At 72.7% G+C, this 18,219-nt stretch carries 13 protein-coding genes and 1 tRNA gene; 10 read left to right on the plus strand and 4 right to left on the minus strand.

The features are described 5' to 3' along the window. Positions 1–6: 6 nt before the first annotated feature. Together A3IC_RS55915 and A3IC_RS55920 are read left to right on the plus strand one after the other, a co-directional pair. The gene (locus A3IC_RS55915) at positions 7–1,047 is read left to right on the plus strand and encodes a phosphotransferase family protein (protein WP_079026606.1); all 1,041 of its coding nucleotides are present in this window, start codon (positions 7–9) and stop codon (positions 1,045–1,047) included. Positions 1,048–1,142: 95 nt separating this feature from the next. Then, positions 1,143–1,595, plus strand: coding sequence for a universal stress protein (locus A3IC_RS55920; protein WP_020552310.1), 453 nt, complete (start codon positions 1,143–1,145; stop codon positions 1,593–1,595). A 145-nt stretch (positions 1,596–1,740) separates the two neighbouring features. Here the strand turns inward: A3IC_RS55920 and A3IC_RS55925 are convergent, their stop codons facing one another. After that, positions 1,741–2,484 carry a TetR/AcrR family transcriptional regulator gene (locus A3IC_RS55925; RefSeq protein ID WP_020552311.1) on the minus strand — a complete coding sequence of 248 codons (744 nt, stop codon included), beginning with the start codon at positions 2,482–2,484 and terminating at the stop codon, positions 1,741–1,743. Between the two features lie 219 nt (positions 2,485–2,703). Between A3IC_RS55925 and A3IC_RS0122480 the strand changes: the two genes are divergently transcribed. Together A3IC_RS0122480 and A3IC_RS0122485 are read left to right on the plus strand one after the other, a co-directional pair. Then, positions 2,704–4,035, plus strand: a complete 1,332-nt coding sequence (locus A3IC_RS0122480; protein ID WP_020552312.1) for an NAD(P)/FAD-dependent oxidoreductase — start codon at positions 2,704–2,706, stop codon at positions 4,033–4,035. A gap of 223 nt (positions 4,036–4,258) precedes the next feature. Next, positions 4,259–5,875: a SpoIIE family protein phosphatase gene (locus tag A3IC_RS0122485; RefSeq protein WP_020552313.1), complete on the plus strand. Its 1,617-nt coding sequence runs from the start codon at positions 4,259–4,261 to the stop codon at positions 5,873–5,875. 116 nt (positions 5,876–5,991) lie between these two features. Here the strand turns inward: A3IC_RS0122485 and A3IC_RS0122490 are convergent, their stop codons facing one another. Further along, a complete protein-coding gene (locus A3IC_RS0122490; protein WP_020552314.1) occupies positions 5,992–7,260 on the minus strand; it encodes an MFS transporter in 1,269 nt (422 codons plus the stop codon). A gap of 389 nt (positions 7,261–7,649) precedes the next feature. On the opposite strand from A3IC_RS0122490, the gene A3IC_RS0122495 reads away from it, so the two are divergent. Both A3IC_RS0122495 and A3IC_RS0122500 read left to right on the plus strand, forming a co-directional pair. Then, positions 7,650–8,204: a MarR family winged helix-turn-helix transcriptional regulator gene (locus A3IC_RS0122495; RefSeq protein WP_020552315.1), complete on the plus strand. Its 555-nt coding sequence runs from the start codon at positions 7,650–7,652 to the stop codon at positions 8,202–8,204. Positions 8,205–8,280: 76 nt separating this feature from the next. Beyond that, entirely contained in the window at positions 8,281–8,550 is a 270-nt protein-coding gene (locus tag A3IC_RS0122500; protein ID WP_026218595.1) for a hypothetical protein, read from the plus strand. Between the two features lie 364 nt (positions 8,551–8,914). Here A3IC_RS0122500 and A3IC_RS0122505 read toward each other — a convergent pair whose 3' ends face one another. Continuing rightward, the gene (locus A3IC_RS0122505) at positions 8,915–10,846 is read right to left on the minus strand and encodes an asparagine synthase-related protein (RefSeq protein ID WP_026218596.1); all 1,932 of its coding nucleotides are present in this window, start codon (positions 10,844–10,846) and stop codon (positions 8,915–8,917) included. A 451-nt stretch (positions 10,847–11,297) separates the two neighbouring features. Here A3IC_RS0122505 and A3IC_RS0122510 point away from each other — a divergent pair, with 451 nt between their 5' ends. Then, complete coding sequence (locus A3IC_RS0122510; protein ID WP_020552318.1) at positions 11,298–12,830, plus strand: NsdA family TPR-like regulatory protein; 1,533 nt, start codon at positions 11,298–11,300, stop codon at positions 12,828–12,830. Between the two features lie 82 nt (positions 12,831–12,912). Here the strand turns inward: A3IC_RS0122510 and A3IC_RS0122515 are convergent. Then, positions 12,913–12,986: transfer RNA gene (locus A3IC_RS0122515), tRNA-Met, on the minus strand. A gap of 272 nt (positions 12,987–13,258) precedes the next feature. On the opposite strand from A3IC_RS0122515, the gene A3IC_RS55930 reads away from it, so the two are divergent. The 3 genes from A3IC_RS55930 to A3IC_RS0122530 all read left to right on the plus strand — a co-directional run bounded on the left by A3IC_RS55930 (position 13,259) and on the right by A3IC_RS0122530 (position 18,207). Continuing rightward, positions 13,259–14,656: a cytochrome P450 gene (locus tag A3IC_RS55930; RefSeq protein ID WP_020552319.1), complete on the plus strand. Its 1,398-nt coding sequence runs from the start codon at positions 13,259–13,261 to the stop codon at positions 14,654–14,656. Between the two features lie 70 nt (positions 14,657–14,726). Then, positions 14,727–15,944 (plus strand): L-2-hydroxyglutarate oxidase, encoded by a 1,218-nt coding sequence (lhgO, locus tag A3IC_RS0122525; RefSeq protein WP_020552320.1) that lies wholly within the window; start codon positions 14,727–14,729, stop codon positions 15,942–15,944. A 52-nt stretch (positions 15,945–15,996) separates the two neighbouring features. Beyond that, positions 15,997–18,207, plus strand: coding sequence for an FGLLP motif-containing membrane protein (locus A3IC_RS0122530; RefSeq protein ID WP_020552321.1), 2,211 nt, complete (start codon positions 15,997–15,999; stop codon positions 18,205–18,207). The last annotated feature ends 12 nt before the right edge of the window (positions 18,208–18,219 follow it).

Below are 18,219 nucleotides of genomic sequence, written 5' to 3' on the forward strand. Positions count from 1 at the left end.
GCGAACATGACGGAGAGTCCCATGGCCGAGGCGTTGCGGCCCGAAGCGATCACGAAGTGGCTGGCCGAGCGGACCGCGGTGCACCCGCCGCTGCGTTTCGACCTCGTGCTCGGCGGGCGTTCGAACCTCACCTATGTGGTCTCGGACGCCGACGCGCGCCGCTGGGTACTGCGCCGGCCCCCGCTCGGACACGTGCTCGCGACCGCGCACGACATGGGGCGCGAGCACCGGATCCTGGCGGCGCTGGGCTCCGGGCGGACCGACGTGCCGGTGCCGCCGGTGCTCGGCCTGTGCACGGACGAGGCGGTCAACGGTGCGCCGTTCTTCGTGATGGACTTCGTCGACGGGCATGTGCTCCGCTCCGCCGAGGACGCCGGCGCGCTGCTCACGCCGCAGGCCCGCAAGAGGGCCGGCGAGCAGCTCGCGGACGTGCTCGCGGCGATTCACGCGGTGGACGTGGACGCGGTGGGCCTGGGTGAGCTCGGCCGACGCGAGGACTACATCGGGCGCCAGTTGCGCCGCTGGCACCGCCAGTGGGAGGCCACCCGAGTGCCCGGAATCGACGCGATCGACGACGTGCACGACGCACTCGCGGCATCAATCCCGGCGCAGCAGGGTGCCACGATCGTGCACGGCGACTTCCGCCTGGACAACGTCATCCTGGGCCCGGACGGCTCCGTGCGCGCGGTACTGGACTGGGAGCTGTGCACGCTCGGCGACCCGCTCGCCGACGTGGGCACCACGCTCATGTACTGGGTCGAGGCGGGCGAGGACGGCGCGCTGTTGCCCGCCGACGGCACCGCGAGCGAGGGCTTCATCGACCGGGCCGCGTTCGCCGCGCGCTACGCGGCGGCCACCGGTCGGGACCTGTCGCAGATCCGCTGGTACCAGGCGTTCGCGTGCTGGCGGCTCGCCTGCATCCTGGCCGGCGTGCTCGATCGCTACACCGCGGGAGCGATGGGCGAACAGGACGCGGCCGGGCGGTTCACCGGTGACGGTCTGCGTGCGCTGGCCGATCGCGCGCAGGAGATCCTCGCGCACGCCTGACCGCCGTCCGGGTGGCGTTCCCGCGCGGAGGTGAGCGCGGGACATCCGGGTGGTATGGGGCCCTCCACATCCGGATTCGGTGACGAGGAGGGCCCATGGCCGACACTGAGCCGAAGGGCGTCGTGGTCGGCGTGGACGGGTCGGAGCCGGCCCGGCGGGCGTTGGGCTGGGCGATGACCGAGGCCGAGCTGCGCGGGCTGCCGCTGTACGTGGTGACCGCGCAACCCGCGACCCCCGGATACGCGGTGCTCGCACCCGGCCCGCACTACCAGGAGGACCTGGAACGGGTGCTCGCCGAATTGCGGATCCGGACCGAGACCATGGTGACCGAGGTGAACGGCGAACGCGAGCGGCCGTTCGGCGGGCATGCCGTGGTCCAGGTGTATTCGGGGACGGCGACGGAGGTGCTGCTCGGAATGTCCGAGCGGCACGAGATGGTCGTGGTGGGCTCGCGTGGCTCCGGCGGTTTCTCCCGGCTGCTGCTCGGCTCGGTCAGCACGGCGGTGGTGCACCACGCGGCCTGTCCGGTGCTCGTGGTGCGCGGCTGAATCGGTGCCGGTCGCCTGCGGCCGGCGCGGTTCGGCTCCGGGCTTCGGTCGGCTCGGGCTGTGGTCGACTCGGGCTGGGGCGAGCCCGGGCCCGGTTCGACTCGGGCTTCGGTCCGCTCGGAGCCCGGTTCGGCCTCGGCCCGGTTCAACTGAGGAAAAGCGTGTCCAACTCGTCCTGCGTGAACGGCTTCCCGGGCAGCGGGGACGAGTGTCCCGCGTGCAGGCCGTCGAGCAGGATCTCCAGATATCGACCGGCGATGGTCAGTCGTTGTGGGTGCGGAAGTCCGGACGGGGGCAGCAGGCACGACATCATCAGCGATATGTCGGCGTCCGAGACGTCCGCCCTGAGCAGCCCGCACGCCTTGGCCCGATCGACCAGCACGCCCACCGCGTCGTTGAGTTCGGCGCGCGAGGAACTCATCTCCTCGGTCACCGGGACCCGCCCGCTGAGCGCGGGGAACAATCGGCCGGCACCCGAGCCGACCGCGCGGCGTAAGTACCTGGCGAGCGCGGACCACGCGTCCGGTTCCTCGTCCAGCGCGTTGACCGCCTCGGCGGTCAGTCGGTTGGTCTCGGCGATCATGATGCGTTGGACCAGTGCCTCCTTGCCGGTGAAGCGGCGGTAGATGGTGCCCACCCCCACGCCGGCGCGGCGGGCTATCTCCTCCATCGGAGCGTCGTAACCCAGCTCGCCGAACACCTCGCGGGCCGCCCGGAGCACCTGCTCCAGATTGCGCCTGGCATCGGTGCGCAACTGCGGCGACGGCTCGGCCGGCCTGCTCCGTTGCGGCTTGCGAGCCGGCGGAATCGTCGTCGCGTGTCGACCTCCGACGCCGTCGCCGCCGGTGTCCTGCGTCTTCGTGGTTCGCGTACGCGAAGCGCCGCTCATAGCGTCTCCCCCGGAAGGCAAGTGTGTCGATTCCCCCACCAGACCCCGCTTTGCCCAGGGCGTCGAGACTACCCGAACCGACCCCACCCCAGAAGCGGAATCCGACAGCACGGTTGTGAAGATATCGCTGACCGCTGACCTCTCGTCACCACCCGTGCGGGGCACGCAAACCCGCCGAACATCTGTATGTGGCGGCCGGAAAGGGGCAGAGTGGGACGCATGACGACCTCGACTCGGCCCGAGCGCATCCTGATCGTCGGCGGCGGCTACGTCGGCATGTACACGGCCCTTCGCCTGCAACGGAAACTCAAGGCGGGGGAGGCGACCGTGACCGTCGTCGAACCGCAGTCGTACATGACCTACCAGCCGTTCCTCCCGGAGGCCGCGGCCGGCGCCATCTCGCCGCGCCACGTGGTCGTCCCGCTCCGCTCGGTACTGCCCAAGTGCCGCATCGTCACCGGGACGGTGGAGCACGTGAACCACGCGAAGAAGACCGCGACCATCGAGCTGCTCGGCGGCGAGACCTACGACGCCCCCTACGACCTGCTCGTGGTCGCGCCCGGCTCGGTCGCGCGGACCCTGCCGATACCCGGGCTCGCCGAGTGGGGCATCGGCTTCAAGACCGTCGAGGAGGCCATCGCGCTGCGCAACCACGTGCTCGAACAGATGGACACCGCCTCCTCGACCCGCGACCCCTCGATCCGCGACCACGCGCTGACCTTCGTCTTCGTCGGCGGCGGCTACGCGGGTGTGGAGGCGCTCGCGGAGCTGGAGGACATGGCCCGCTACGCGTGCCGGTACTACCACAACATCACTCCGGCGGACATGCGCTGGATCCTGGTCGAGGCATCGCCGCGGATCCTGCCCGAGGTGGGCGAGGACATGGGCCGGTACACGGTCGCCGAGTTGCGCCGACGCGGCATCGACGTACGCCTGAACACCCGGCTGGAGTCGGCCCGCGACCGGCACGTGGTGCTTTCCGACGGCACCGAGGTCGACGCGAGCACGCTGGTGTGGACGGCGGGCGTCAAGCCCAGCCCGATGTTGATGTCCACCGATCTGCCGCTGGACGACAAGGGCCGGCTCAAGGCGCGCGCGACGCTGGAGGTGGAGGGGGTCCCGGGGGTGTGGACCGCGGGCGACTGCGCGGCGGTGCCCGATCTGACCAAGCAGGGCGAGGAGTTCACCGGTCCCAGCGCGCAACACGCGGTGCGCCAGGCGCGGGTGCTCGCCGACAACATCATCGCCGGTCTGCGCCACCGGCCGCAGCAGCAGTACCGGCACAAGTACGCGGGCTCGGTGGCCTCGCTCGGTCTGCACAAGGGCGTCGCCCAGGTCTACGGGATCAAGACCAAGGGCTTTCCGGCCTGGTTCATGCACCGCACGTATCACCTCAGCCGAGTGCCCACGATGAACCGCAAGATGCGCATCATGGCGGAGTGGACCCTGGCCCTGATGTTCCGGCGCGAGATCGTCTCGCTCGGTTCGATCGAACACCCGCGCGCCGAGTTCGAGTACGCCACCCGAGGCGCCCGCAAGCCCACCGGGTAGTCACGATCCGCCTGGGGGCTCGTAGGCTGAAGCGTTGCCCGAGGGTCGAGTGGGTCGCGACCGGGTCCCGTACATTGCCACAGCGCACTCCTGTGGTACCCCGAACGGGGGCCCGGTCACGGGACGTGATTCCCTCATGGCCGACTTTCGCCCACACTGGTGATGTCACCTGCGGTAAACCTCCATGCGCTTTGCGTGAACGAACTCTCCAGGAAGCGAGCGGTTGAACATCACTCGGTGGGGCGCCCGGCTGGCCGGTGACCGGCGGCGCTCGGTGCCGGCGGCACGCAGCCAGGAATCGAACGACACCTTCCCGTTGCGCGACGTGCTCGCCCACGCGCCCGCGCTGATCGCGGTCACCCGAGGGTCGAACCACGAGCTGTGTTACGTCAACGACGCCTACCGGGCGGTCTTCGGCGCGCGCACGTCGGGTGTTCCGGCCCGGGACGCGCTGCCCGAACTCGCCGAGCACGGGTTGCTGACGCTGATGGATCAGGTCTATCGGACCGGACGGGGGCGAACCGTGCGGGCCCGCCGGGTCGACCATCGCGGCGAGACCTACCCCGGCATGCCGGAGAGCGAGCGCAGGCACGGCTACTACACGTTCGTCTGCACGCCGGTCCGCCCCGAGGCGGCCGGCCGCGGCGGCGACACCCGAGGCGTCCTGGTCTTCGCGGTCGACGTCACCGACCAGGTCCAGGCCACCGACCGGCTGCGGGAGAGCGAGCGGCGGCACCGGCAGGCCGCGGTCACCCTGCAACGCAGCCTGCTGCCGCAGCGGTTGGAGAACCCCGACGACCTGATCGTGGCCGCCAAGTACCTGCCCGGCGGCACGGACGCCGCGGTCGGCGGCGACTGGTACGACGTGATCACCCTGGGCGCGGGGCGGACCGCGCTGGTGATCGGCGACGTGATGGGCCGGGGTGTGCGCGCTGCGGCGGTGATGGGTCAACTGCGCACGGCGGTAAGGGCGTACGCGCGCCTGGACCTGCCGCCGCACGAGATTCTGCAACTGCTCGACGAGACCGCGATGGAGATCGACGCGACCCAGATCGCCACGTGCGCCTACGCGGTCTACGACCCGGGCGAGGGCGTGCTGACCTACTCGACGGCCGGCCATCTGCCACCGCTGGTCCGCGACGGCGAGGACGTGATCCACAAGCTCGACGACGCGAACGGGCCGCCGCTGGGCACCGGCGCGAGCTGGCCGCACACCTCCGGTCGGATCACCCTGGAGCCGGGCTCGACCGTGGTGCTGTACACGGACGGCCTGGTCGAACGCCGCGGCGAGGACCTGGACGAGGGCATCGACACGCTGGGCGCCGCGCTGCTGTCGTCGGTGGGCGAACCCGAGGCGGTCCGCGACCACCTCATCGCGCACATGCAGTTGCCCGAGGAACACGACGACGACATGGCGATGCTGGTGCTGCAACTGCCGCGCCGCGACGGTGCCCAGGCCCGGCTGTTCCGGACCGCGTCGCTGGACCTGCTGGGCGGCAGCGAGGTGGCCGCGCGCGGGCGGGCGTTCACCTCGGGGGTGCTGGCCAGTTGGCAGGTCGGTGAGGAGCTGCGGGAGATGGGCGTGCTCGCGGTCAGCGAGTTCGTGGCGAACGCGCTCACGCATGGCGCCGCGCCGATGCGGTTGCGCCTTCGGCGCACCGACAAGCGGCTGATCGTGGAGGTGTCCGACGCGGACGACCACGTCCCGCGTCGGCGGCGGGCGGCGGCCGACGACGAGAGCGGGCGCGGCGTGGCGATCGTGGCGACGATTGCCAAGTCGTGGGGGAGTCGGCTCACCGACGAGGGCAAGACGGTCTGGTGCGAGTTCCCGTTGGGATGACGGGGGGTTTGGCCTCGAGCGCCGGCCGGGCCGACTCGGTGTTGTTCGACCCCGGGTACGGCTCGGCTCGGGTGACGTCGAGCGCCGGCCGGGCCCGGGGCCCGGCCGGCGGAGGGTCAGGCTGTCAGGGCCTGGGGGGTTGGCCGGCGGGGCGGGGTCGACTCGGCGATGACGACTCCGTTTTGGGTCGGGTTCAGGGTGTGGCGCATGCGTAGGCCGAGGACGGTGATCAGTACCGAGCAGGCCATCAGGACCGCCAGGTACGGGCCGTACAGGCCGGCGCCGACCATGACACCGGCGAAGGCCGGTCCCGCTGCCATGGCGAGTTGCTTCACCAGCGACAGGGCCGCGTTGTACTGCCCGAGCAGGTGCGCGGGCGCCAGGTCCGCGACCATCGGCCCCAGGGTCGGCGCGAGCAGCGACTCGCCCACGCCGAGCAGCGCGAACGTGGTGATGATGGTGACCGCCGCCGCGGCCTTGTCGTCGTGCAGCAGACCGGACAGCGCGGTCACGATCCAGGCGAGCAGCCAGACCAGGCCGGTGGCCGCGATCACCGTGCTGCGCCGACGGCGCTGGGTGATCCGCAGCACGGTGAGCTGACCGAGCACGATCACCGCGGTGTTGGCCGCGAGCGCGACGCCCAGCATGCTCGGCGAGATCCGGCTGACCTCGGTCGCGAACGCGGCCAGGCCCGACTCGAACTGGCCGTAGCAGGTGAAGAAGATGACCGCGCTGACCACACACAGCCGGACCATCGCGCGGTTCTTCAGCAGATGCCGGAAACCCGCGCCCGGCACCGCCCCGCCCGCAGCGGCCGGCACCGCCGGCAGCCGGACCGTGCCGCACACCGCGCCGAGCACCAGGAACATCGCGGTCTCGACGGCGAACAGCAGGGTGAAGCTGGCCGGCCGGGACGGGTCGACGATCATGCCGCCGATCAGCCCGCCGATGCCCAGGCCCAGGTTGTTGAAGGTGAACTGGAGCGCGAACGCGCGAGCGCGGGTGAGCGCCGTCGTACACCGCACGATCATCGTCGCCAGCGCGGGCTGGATCGCGGCCACACCGGCCCCGAGCAGCGCGGCGCCCACCATGACCAGCGCCTCGCCGCGGGCCAGGCCCAGGGTCAGCGCGCCGAGTGCGGCCACCACCGAACCGACCGCGACCACCGGGCGCGGACCGCGCCGGTCGATCGCCGGACCGACCATCGGGAGTGCGCACAGCGCGGCGATGGCGAGCACGCTGAACATCAGGCCGGCCTGACCGGCCGACAGGTTTCGCACCCGCGTCACGTATACGAACAGGAACGGCACCGTGAATCCACTGCCGAACGCACTGAGCGCGTTACCGAGCTGGATCCGACGCAGAGCGCCTTGGGTCGCCACCACACACCTCCCGACTACCGGTCGCGCGGGCCGGCGTTCCGGCCCGCGGGGATCGGTCCGCAGGCCGGGCTCGGGCATCCGAAGGCGCGCGAAAGCGGCCGACCCGACCCGTACCGGCGCCCTGGCATGCCGGGGTCCGGCGAGGTGATCGCCTGTATCCGCGTCGAGGCGGGCGCGCCGGGGGCGGCCGGGCATGTGCCCGGGCCCACGCCGGCGTCGTTGCCGTGCCTGATCCGATGAGTCCGAGTCCTCAAGCCTGAAGACTTCAGAGCTAAACTATACGGATCTATAGCGTCGCCGTCCAATGCTTAACGGCGTGCGTCCCACGGCGTCGGCGGGGCAAGGACACAAGGGCGACGATCGGGCGGGTGCGAGGTGCGATACTTCCCGGCATGACAGAGGGGGCCGAGCAGGCAACAGCGGACGAAGGCGACATCGAGGAGTACCTCGCCGTCTTCCAGCGCGAATTCCCCGAGGTGGACCCGCAGGTCGAGACGATCGTGGCGGCGCTGTCCAAGCTCAACCGCCGGATGAGCGTCGCGTACGGCCGCCAACTCACCGCGCTGGGCATCACCAACGCCGAGTGGGAGGTGCTCAAGGCCCTGGTGCTGGTCGGCCGTCCCTACCGGCTCAGCCCCGGCGACCTGGCCCGCCGGCTGGGCCTGACGCCCGCGGCGATGACCCACCGGCTGGACCGCATGGTCGCCGAGGAACTGGTCACCCGGACCCGGGACGAGCAGAACCGGGTGCGGGTGATCGTCGAATTGACCGGCACCGGTCGGGACGTGTGGCTGCGCGTGGTCCGCGAGGCCGCGGTCTTCGAGGCCGGCCTGCTCCAGGACCTGGGTCCGGCCGAACGGCAGGCGCTCGCGGCCGGCCTGCGCGGCATGCTGGCACGGGTCGAGGAATCCCAGCCGGACGCGGGCGGGCGCCTGGACACGGAGTGAACCGGCGGGCCCCGAGCGCTGCCACGCTCGGGTGCACCGCCACGGCGGGACACCGGACGAGAAGGGGACCGGACACATGCGAGTGCGCATTCCGAGGCAACGCGCGGACATCGAGCGGCTGGACCGACCGCTGCCCGCGGGCCTGTCCAGGCCGGCCCCGCGCGTCCTGCGCGCGCCGCGCCCGAGGGGCCCGCGCCCGGTCGAGGAATCGCTGCTCGACTACCGCATGGTCGTCACCCGCACGCTGATCCGACACCGGCCGCTCGACACCGGCGGGTGCGACTGCGGCGTGCCCGGACCGTGCCCGGTGCGGGCACACGCGGCCCGGCTCCTGGAATGGGTCTGACCCGAACCGGCGAAGCGGGCGCCGGTCCTGCCGGCCCCGAGGCGCAGGTGAGTCGTGGTGCGGCGGGTCGCACATCCGCTCCGCGGCCGGGGTTTCAGCCCGGTGCTTCGCATCCGTGTCGACCGTCCGCCACGCGGTCGGCCCGGCCGTGCTCGACTCGACCGACTCGGACCCGGTGGCCGATCCGGCCCGCCGCGCCCGCGCCCGCCGCCGGGCCGCGCCCGGGCGGCGGTTCGGCTCCCCCCGACCCCCTCCGACTCCCCTCCCGACGTGCCTGCGCCGCCGCCCGCCCGCCGCGGAGAACCGGGCGAGCCGCGTGGCCGCGGGGCTTGCCCGGTTCGGGGTGTCGGTCCGTGCCCGCGGCCTACGCGACCGCCGCGATCCGGACGCCCGGGGCCGAGCTCGGAGTCGCGTCCCAGCGCATCACCCGGCCCTCCCAGACGCCGCGCAGCCATAGTTCGGCCGAGACGATGTCGGCGAGCGCGCCCAGGGGAAGATCGGGGCGGGGGGCGGTCGGTTCGCCCTTGCCGAGGTTCGGGCCGCCGATCGCGTGGTCGAGGGTGCTGCGTACCTCGACCGGGTCGAGCACGCCCAACTCGGCCAGCAGCGGGTCGGCGAACAGGTCGCGCAGCACGCGGGCGTTCAGGCGCAGCCCGCGTCGCTCGGCCTCGGTGTAGTCGGCCCGGTGCACCGTGCCGAGGGTGTGTCGCGGGATCAGACCCTGCACGGCCGCGGTGAGCAGTGCCCTGGGCCCGTCGTCCCGGTCCCGCGCCCACGCCGGCAGGGACAGTCCGGCACGCACCACGGCGGTGTCCAGATAGGGCGCCTGGATCCGTACGCCGATGCGCTCGGCGAGTTGTTGGCACGCGCGTTGGCGTTCCGCCGCCCGGCGGACCGCGACCCATGCGGCGCGGTCCCCCGGACGACCATGGACCGCCGGGTCCGCGGCGACGACGGATCCGGCGGAGACCACCGACTCGCCCGCGAGGCGGCGCAGCAACACGGCGAGCCGGCGGCGCATGTCCGGCGTCGTCCAGACCGCCGTGGGGGCCGCGGTGCACCACGCGATCGCGGCGGCCGGGCCCGCGTCCACCCGGCCGGATCCCGCGAAGACCTCCGCGAGTTGGTCGAGCGCCTGGGGGAAGGTGGTGCGGGCGACCCGGTTGGCGGTGCCGGCCAGGTCGTGGCCGCGGATGCCCAGATTGCGCGCCCAGGTGCGGGCGTGCCGGGCGGTGGTCATCCGGCGACGGTCCATGGCCAGGTCGGCGAGGTAGGCGAGCGGGGTGCCCAGCACCGCGTCACCGCCGTAGCCGGTGATGTGCATGTCGATACCGGCGTCGCGAATGGCGTTGAACGTACGGGTGGTTCGAGCCATGCCGATCAGTGAGAAGCCCGGTTCGTCGGGCATCACCCCGCCGCTGAGCACGTCCTCCAGGCCGGTGTAGGGCAGGTGGTCGACGTCGCCGGGGACGACCAGGTGGCGCAGCCGCGCCGAACGGGCCACGATGTCGGCCGCGGACTCCGGGTCGCCGGGGGCGCACGGCTCGGCCCACGTGACCGCGATCAGGTCGCGCGACTTGGCCATCGACACCGAGCGGGCACCCAGCAGCGCGAGCACCGCCGAGTCGCGTCCGCCGGACAGATCCGCGCCGGGGCGCTTGGATCCGGCCACTCGTCGGCCGACCGCGTCGGACAGCGCCCGGCCCAGCGCGTCGGCCGCGCCGGGGAAGTCGAGCGGGGGGCGGTGCTGTTCGTAGAGCCGCACCCGGGCCACGCCGTGCGCCACGTCCAGGGCGTGGCCGGGTTCGAGCCGGTGTACCCCCGCGAACATCGAGCGACCGGACACCAGTTCGGGCACATCGGGGCAGGCGAGACGGGCCGCGAATGCCTCGGTGTCCAGGCCGGCCCGGGTCAGGTCGGCGAGCGGGAGCGCGTGCGAGGCGTAGACCACTCCGTCGGCCGGCTCGGTGTGGAACACCTGGCGCACGCCCGCGAGATCACCGAGCACCACCGTGCGCAGGCCGGTACGCAGCACCACGTGGTAGCTGCCGGCCCACCCGGTCAGGTGTCGCAGCGCGCCGCCTCGGGCGATCGCCAGGCCCACCTCCAGCTCGGCGTCGGTGGCGCCGCAGACTCCCAGCACCGCCATCCGCATCCCGCCCCGGCTGACCACCCGGACCTCGTCCGCAGGCCAATTCCCCACCAGCCACAGCGGATCCGAGCCGTCCCACAGCGTCCTGGCCCCGGTCGGCCGGGCCACGCTCCGGCTCTCGGACGTCCCTGCGAACCAGCGCATCTCGACCCCCTTCGGGTTACGGTCTCGCGCAAACCACCATGGATATCGGCCGTACGTGCTCCGACGTTTCCATGGAACCAAGGTTAGGCAAGCCTGAGTAGAGCGCATCCGACGGCGCACGGGGACACACACCCGGCGCATGGTTCCTTTTGACCGTGCCTGCGTACTGACGCGGCGTCAAGTACGTTCTGTCAATGATTGCGAGCCGGCCTTGGCGATGGCTTGGCCAAGGGTTGCCCCGGCGACGGCTCGGCCGGGAACGACCCGTGAAATCGGGTCGCCCGAGACCCCGGATTGGCGAATATCTCCCTTACCGCGGATGGCCGGTCCGGTTACGCTGAGGCGGACGGAGGGTTGCCTTTGGGGGCAAACTATGCGCGGCAGTCCCAAGAAGGATCAGTCGGGGCGTTCGAGTCCCGATGACGGGGACCGGGAGGTCCCGGATCCGGGGGTGGTGAGCGGAGGCGTCGGCGCCGGGTCCGACGGCTCCTTCGGCGATTTCCCGGCCGGCGCCGAGCAGGCGCCCCACGAGCGCCCCACCGCCCTCCACACCTTTGCCGACCATCCGGCCCCGGAGCCCGCCGACCCCCGCCCCCGGTCCCCGCGCGAGCGCGGACCCAACGGCCGGCTCGGCGAGTTGCTCGGCGTCGCCGGGGTCAGCAATGCCGGGCTCGCCCGCCGGGTCAACGACCTGGGCGCCCGGCGCGGTCTCTCCCTCCGCTACGACAAGACCTCCGTGGCCCGCTGGGTCGGCAAGGGGATGACTCCACAGGGCCCCGTGCCGCACCTGATCGCGGCCGTGCTCGCGGAACGCCTCGGGCGTCCGGTGCCGCTGGAGGAGATCGGCCTTGACGACAGTCAGCCGGTGGATCCCGATCTCGGCCTGGCCTTCCCACGCGATGTCGGGGAGGCAGTTCGCACCGCCACCGACCTGTGGAGGCACGACCACGTGAATCGACGCGAGTTGCTCGCCGGGACGTTCGCCGTCACCGCCTACGGCACCCCGATGGCCCGCTGGTTGATCACCCCCGCGGATGCCCGCGCCGAGCATCGCGGCGCCGGGCCGCACGTGGGACACAGCGATGTGACCAAGCTGCGCGAGGCGGCCGAGGAGGCCCGGCGCTGGGACAGCAAGTACGGCGGCGGCGACTGGCGGGCGTCGATGGTGCCGGAGTGTCTGCGCTGCGACGCGACCCCGCTGCTGCGGGGCAGCTACCACGACGACGTGGGCCGCAGGCTGTTCGGCGCCACCGCCGAACTCTCCCGGCTGGCCGGGTGGATGGCCTTCGACACCGGCCGACACGAGGTCGCGCAGCGCTACTACATCCAGGCACTGCGGCTGGCCCGCGCGGCGGCGGACGTACCGCTCGGCGGCTACGTGCTCGCGTCGATGAGCCTGCAGGCGACCTACCGCGGCAACCCCGACATCGCGGTCGACCTGGCCCAGGCCGCCATCGAGCGGAACAGGGGCATCGCGACCTCCCGGGTGACCGGCTTCCTGCACCTGGTCGAGGCCCGCGCCCAGGCCCGCGCCGGCGACGCGGCGGGCTGCGGGCGCGCGCTCAACGCGGCCGAGGCGCACCTGGAGCGGGCCCGCCCGGGCGACGCCGACCCGGAGTGGATCGACTTCTTCACCTGGGACCGGCTGTGCGCGGACGGCGCCGAGTGCTACCGCGACCTGGGCGTGCCCGAGCGCACCCGCTACTTCACCGTGCAGGCGCTCGCGGGCCTGCGCGGCGAGGCGTACCAGCGCTCGCACGGACTGCGACTGGCCGTGGGGGCGCAGGCCGAGCTGCGTGCGGGCGAGATCGAGGCGGCGTGCGCGAGCGGCAGGCAGGCGCTGGAGATCGCCGACCGGGTGCACTCGTCGCGCAACGCGGCCTACCTGAACGACCTGATGATCGGCCTCAAGCCGTACGCCGACGTGCGCGCGGTCAAGGACTTCACCGAACGGGCCAGGCTGGTCGGCGGAATCACCGCCTGAGCCGCACCGGACCCGCGGCCCGCGAAAAACCTCGGAAAAACGCCACAGGCCCGACATTTTCATGTCGGGCCTGTGATCCAAGTAGCGGGGACAGGATTTGAACCTGCGACCTCTGGGTTATGAGCCCAGCGAGCTACCGAGCTGCTCCACCCCGCGTCGGTAGACACAACTGTACGCCATCGCGGCCGTGCCCACGACCAATTACCGCGAGGGGCGGCCGAACCCGAGCGCGCACCCTTGGCCGAGGCACTCGGGCCGTGGATCGATTTCCCTACGGGAAAAGGCCGTTCGTGTCCGATTCGAACCGGTGGCAGACGGCCGCGGGCACGATATGGTTCCGGGCCGTAGAGGGGGCGGGCCGCCCACCGGGGTGGGCCGATGTGCGCCGGCGACAGCCGTGGCAGCGGCAGAGCGGGATGTGTCCTGAGATGACCGAGAGATCCGGCTGTCCGTTCGCGGTCCTGTCCGGCCCGCGCTTCGAGAGCGACCCGGCCGGGGTGTACCGCGAGCTGCGCGAACGTCACGGTGCGGTGGCACCAGTCGTGCTGGACGGCGGCGTGCGGGCGTGGCTGGTCCTGGGGTACGCCGAACTGCTGGCCGTGCTGCGCGATCCGGACCGGTTCTCGCACGACTCGCGGTTGTGGCGCGACCGGATCGAGGGTCTGGTCCCGGCCGACTGGCCGTTGTCACCGATGGTCGAGTATCGCCCGTCGATCCTGTGCGCCGACGGCCCCGAGCACCGACGGCGCAGCGCGGCCGTCGCGCACAGCCTGGGTCGGGTCGATCGGCGGGCTCTGCGCGGCGAGATCGAGCACATGGCGGACTCGCTGATCGACACGTTCGTCACCCGGGGCGAGGCGGACCTGCTCACCGAGTACGCGCAGCGGTTGCCGCTGTTGGCGATGGGTCGGATGGTCGGCATGCCCGCCCCGGACGGACCGCACCTGGTCCGGGCGATCAACGGGATGTTCGACGGTGGCCCGGACGCTCTCGCGCATCAGGCGGTCTTCCACCGGATGATGACCGACCTGGTCGCGGCCAAGCGGAGCACGCCGGGCGCGGACGTCACATCCTGGATGATCGCGCACCCCGCCGAGCTGACCGACGCCGAGGTGATCGAGGACCTGCTCGTGATCACCCCGACCGAGCCCACCGCCAACTGGATCGGCAACTCGCTGCGCATCCTGCTGACCGACCACACCCTGCACGCGTCCCTCACCGGCGGCCGTCGCACCACCGACGAGGCGCTCGACGAGGTGCTGTGGCAGGACCCACCGATGCAGAACGCGGCCGGCCGCTGGGCCACCGAGGACGCCCTGCTCGGCGGCACCCTGATTCGCCGCGGCGACTTCCTGCTGCTGGGCATCGCAGCCGCCAACGCCGATCCCTCGGTCCGTACGGCCGATACCGAACTGGCGGGCAACCGAGCCCACTTGGCCTGGGGCGGCGGCCCGCACATGTGCCCCGCCCAGGACCACGCACGACTGATCGCCAAGACCGCCGTGGACACGCTGCTCGACCGGCTGCCCGACCTGCACCTGGCCGTCCCCCCGGAGGCGCTCACGTGGCGCCCGTCCCCATGGATCCGCGCCCTCGCCACACTGCCGGTCGCCTTCAGCCCCGACGACCCGATCCACGGCGGCGCCCCCTGGCCCGCTCCCGCCCCGCCACCGCCGCCGAGTCCGGAGCCGGCTCCCGCACCGCCGACACCGACGCCCGAACCCGCGCCCGCTTCGCCCGAACCCGCACCGTCCGTGGACCCGACCCCGCCCCCGGCCGCGTCCACCGCGTGGTGGTCCCCGGCACGGTGGCGTCGCGGCCGGTGACGGCGCACGCGCAACCCGTCCGGGCCCGGGTCGCACGCCCTAGGGTGGGTTCGAGGCCGGAGGTGTGCTCATGACGTTGACCTACGACGTGGTGGTGATCGGTGGCGGGATCGTCGGTCTGGCCACCGCGTACGCGCTCACCGAACGCGACCCCGGATGCACCGTGGCCGTGGTCGAGAAGGAGACCTCGTGGGCGGTCCACCAGACCGGCCGCAACTCGGGGGTGATCCACTCCGGCCTGTACTACCGACCGGGCAGCCTCAAGGCCCGCTTCGCCGTCGAGGGCGCCCGCCGGATGACGGACTTCTGCGCCCGGCACGACATCGCGCACGATGTCACCGGGAAGCTCGTGGTCGCCACCAGCGTGCATGAACTCCCGCGGCTGCGCACGTTGTTCGAGCGCGGGCGGGCGAACGGCGTGCCGGTCACCGAGCTGACCACCGAGCAGGTCCGCGAACGCGAGCCGCACGTGTTGTCCGTCGGCGGTCTGCACGTGGCCTCCACCGGCATCGTCGACTACGCCCAGGTGTGCCGCACCCTGGTCGACCTGCTGCACGAGCGCGGCGTCGCGCTGCGCACCGGTGCGGGTGTGGTCGACCTCGCCGTGCACCCGGACGAGGTGGTCGTGCAGACCCGGCTCGGCGAGTTGCGCGGGCGGGTCCTGGTCAACTGCGCGGGGCTGTACAGCGACCGGATCGCCGCGCTGGCGGGCGATCCGCCGCCGGTGCGGATCGTGCCGTTCCGCGGCGAGTACCACGAGCTGGTGCCCTCGCGACGCGGACTGGTGCGCGGGCTGGTCTACCCGGTGCCCGATCCGGCCTTCCCGTTCCTGGGCGTACATCTGACCCGGGGCATCCACGGCGACGTGCACGTGGGGCCGAACGCGGTCCTGGCGCTGCGTCGCGAGGGCTACTCGTGGTCGCGGATCGCACCGCGCGAGCTGGCCGCGACTCTGGCCTACCCGGGGATGTGGCACATCGCGCGCCGGCACTGGCGCTACGGCGCGGGCGAGTTGCTGCGCTCGGTGGCCAAGCCCGCGATGGTGCGCGAGGTGCAGCGGCTGCTGCCCGAGGTCACCGCGAACGACCTGGTCCGGGCGCCGGCGGGAGTGCGCGCGCAGGCGGTCCGACCGGACGGCGAACTGGTCGACGACTTCCTGATCACCGGCGGCCCGCGCACGATCCACGTACTGAACGCGCCCTCGCCCGCCGCGACCGCGGCGCTGCCGATCGGCGACGAGATCGCCGCTCGGGTCGCGGACCGGCTGGGTACCCTCGCCGGCCGCTGACCCGGCACGCGATCATGGTCGCCGGCCGGTCGATCGGGGGACTGCAGTGGCCATGAAATCCGTCGTACCGCGGGTCCTGCTCGTGGGCGCCGTAGTCGTACTGTGCGCGCTGCTCGGCGGGATCGCGCCCGCCCGCGCCGACACCCCGGGCGCCCGGCTGGTGATCTCGCCGAGCGGGCCGCTGCGTCCCGGCGACGTGGTCACGCTCCGGGCAACCGGGCACACCGGGTGTCCCACCGGTCGGGTCGACGTGATCGCATACGACGCGCGACTGCGCACGAACGTGATGGGCACCGACCGGATGATCGCGGCGGACGTACCGATCGACCCCGCGCGCGACCACGGCTTCACCGTGCGCTTCACCCTGGACCCGCCCGTCTTCGTCGGCGTTCAGGGCTTCCGCACGGTGTGCACGAACCGGGGCAGAGAGGTGTTCCCGGAGCCGATGGCCCAGACCACGTTCGACTATCCGTCGACCGAACCCGGCAACCCCAACGGCTTCCCGGCCCCGGGTCCGCCGCCGGCGAACCTGGCGAGCCGGCGACTGGTGCTCGAACCGGCCCGGACCACACCCGACGGCATCGTCACCGTCTGGACGGACCTGCGCTGCGGGCCGGCCACCGCGACGCACAACGGCGGGCTCTTCTGGGACGGCCGCTTCGTCACCACGTTCTACGCCCCGGCCGAGCCGAACGGGCCGCAGGCGCTGGTCGAGTACCAGCCGCTGCGCCTGCGCGTCCCGCAGACACCCACCCGCGGCACACACCGGATCACCGTGTCCTGCCTGGCCGATTCCGGTGGGTTCGGCGTGGTGGACGCCGGCGTCGTCCTCGACGCCGACCTCACGCTTGCGCCCGTCGGGTTCGGCCTGTCCACCGCGCGGGCCGGCGGCGGCGACCGGATCCGCGCGACCGGGTCCGGCTTCATCGGTTGCGCCGGCGCGACCGGCGCCACGCCGGCCGAGCTGGCGATCCGCCGCGGCGACCGGGAGTTGGCCCGGGTGCCGGTCGGCCCGGACGGTCGCGTCGACGCCGAGCTGACCGTGCCCGACGGCCTGCCCGAGGGGCCGGCCGACCTGATCGCGGCGTGCGCCGACGACCGCCTGGACGGCGAGGTGCGGCTCGCGTTCACCGTGTTGCCCACCCGGCATCCGACTTCGGCCCTGGCGAGCCGGCCCGGCGACCGCGCCGACTCCGCGCTCGACCTGCCCTCCCCCGGCGACCTGCTCGACCACCCCGCACCACTCGCCGGAGCCGGCGTCGGTGCCGTGCTCTCGCTCCCGCTGGTGGGCTTCGCGGCCGAACTGTTCAACAAAACCGTGGAGGAGAACCGCCTGCGCATCCGTCGCCGGCTGCGACCGGGCGCGGCCCGACCCCGCTCGCTGCCCCGGGCGCCGCGGCTGCAGGTGCTCGCCTTCGTCGTGCTGTCCACACTGGGTACCGTCGCGGTCGAGCCGAACGTGGCCCTGGACACGAGCACGTCCGCGCTCGCGCTGTCCCTGCTGATCGCCATCCCGCTCACCGTGCTCGCCTACGCGGGTGTGTCCGAGGCGTATCGCCGACACGTCTCGCGGATCCGCGCCTTCCCGCATCTGGTCCCCGGGGCCCTGGTGGTCGCCCTGCTCCTGGGCATCGGATCCCGGCTCGCGCACCTGGTGCCGGGCTACGTCTACGGCCTGTTCCTCGCCTTCACCCACGCCGGCCTGCGCCGGTTGTCCGCCCGCGAGGACGGGCGGGCCACCGCGCTGGGCGCGTGGGCGCTGGCCGGGTTGGGCGTGAGCGCCTGGGTGTGGCGGATCCCGGTCGAACACGTGACGGCCGGCGACGACACGCCGGCCTTCGGCTGGGTACTGGTCGAGAACGTGCTCACCCAGACCTATGTCGCCGCGGTGATCGGTCTGGTCTTCGGCCTGTTGCCGCTCCGCTTCCTGGACGGGCACCTGCTGTGGCGGTGGAGCAGGTGGGGCTGGGCGGCGGTGTACGCGGTCGCGGTGTTCCTGTTCCTGCTCACGCTGCTCGACCCGACCGGGGTGACCACCGGTGCCACACGCGAGATGTGGCTGCGCGCGGTGTGGCTGTTCGGCGCCTTCCTGATGGCTTCGGTGCTGTTCTGGACGGTGTTCCGGCTGCGCCCGGCAACGCCGACGGGCCCGCCGGGAGCGCCGCCCGTGCCCGCCGGATCGACGCTGCCCGGGCCGTCGGGCCCGCCGCCGGCGATGCCGACTGTTCCCCCGACGATCGGCCGGCCCCGGGATTCGCCGTAAAATCCTTGTCTT

The sequence above is a fragment of the Embleya scabrispora DSM 41855 genome (assembly GCF_000372745.1).
In the GTDB taxonomy this organism is placed as follows: domain Bacteria; phylum Actinomycetota; class Actinomycetes; order Streptomycetales; family Streptomycetaceae; genus Embleya; species Embleya scabrispora.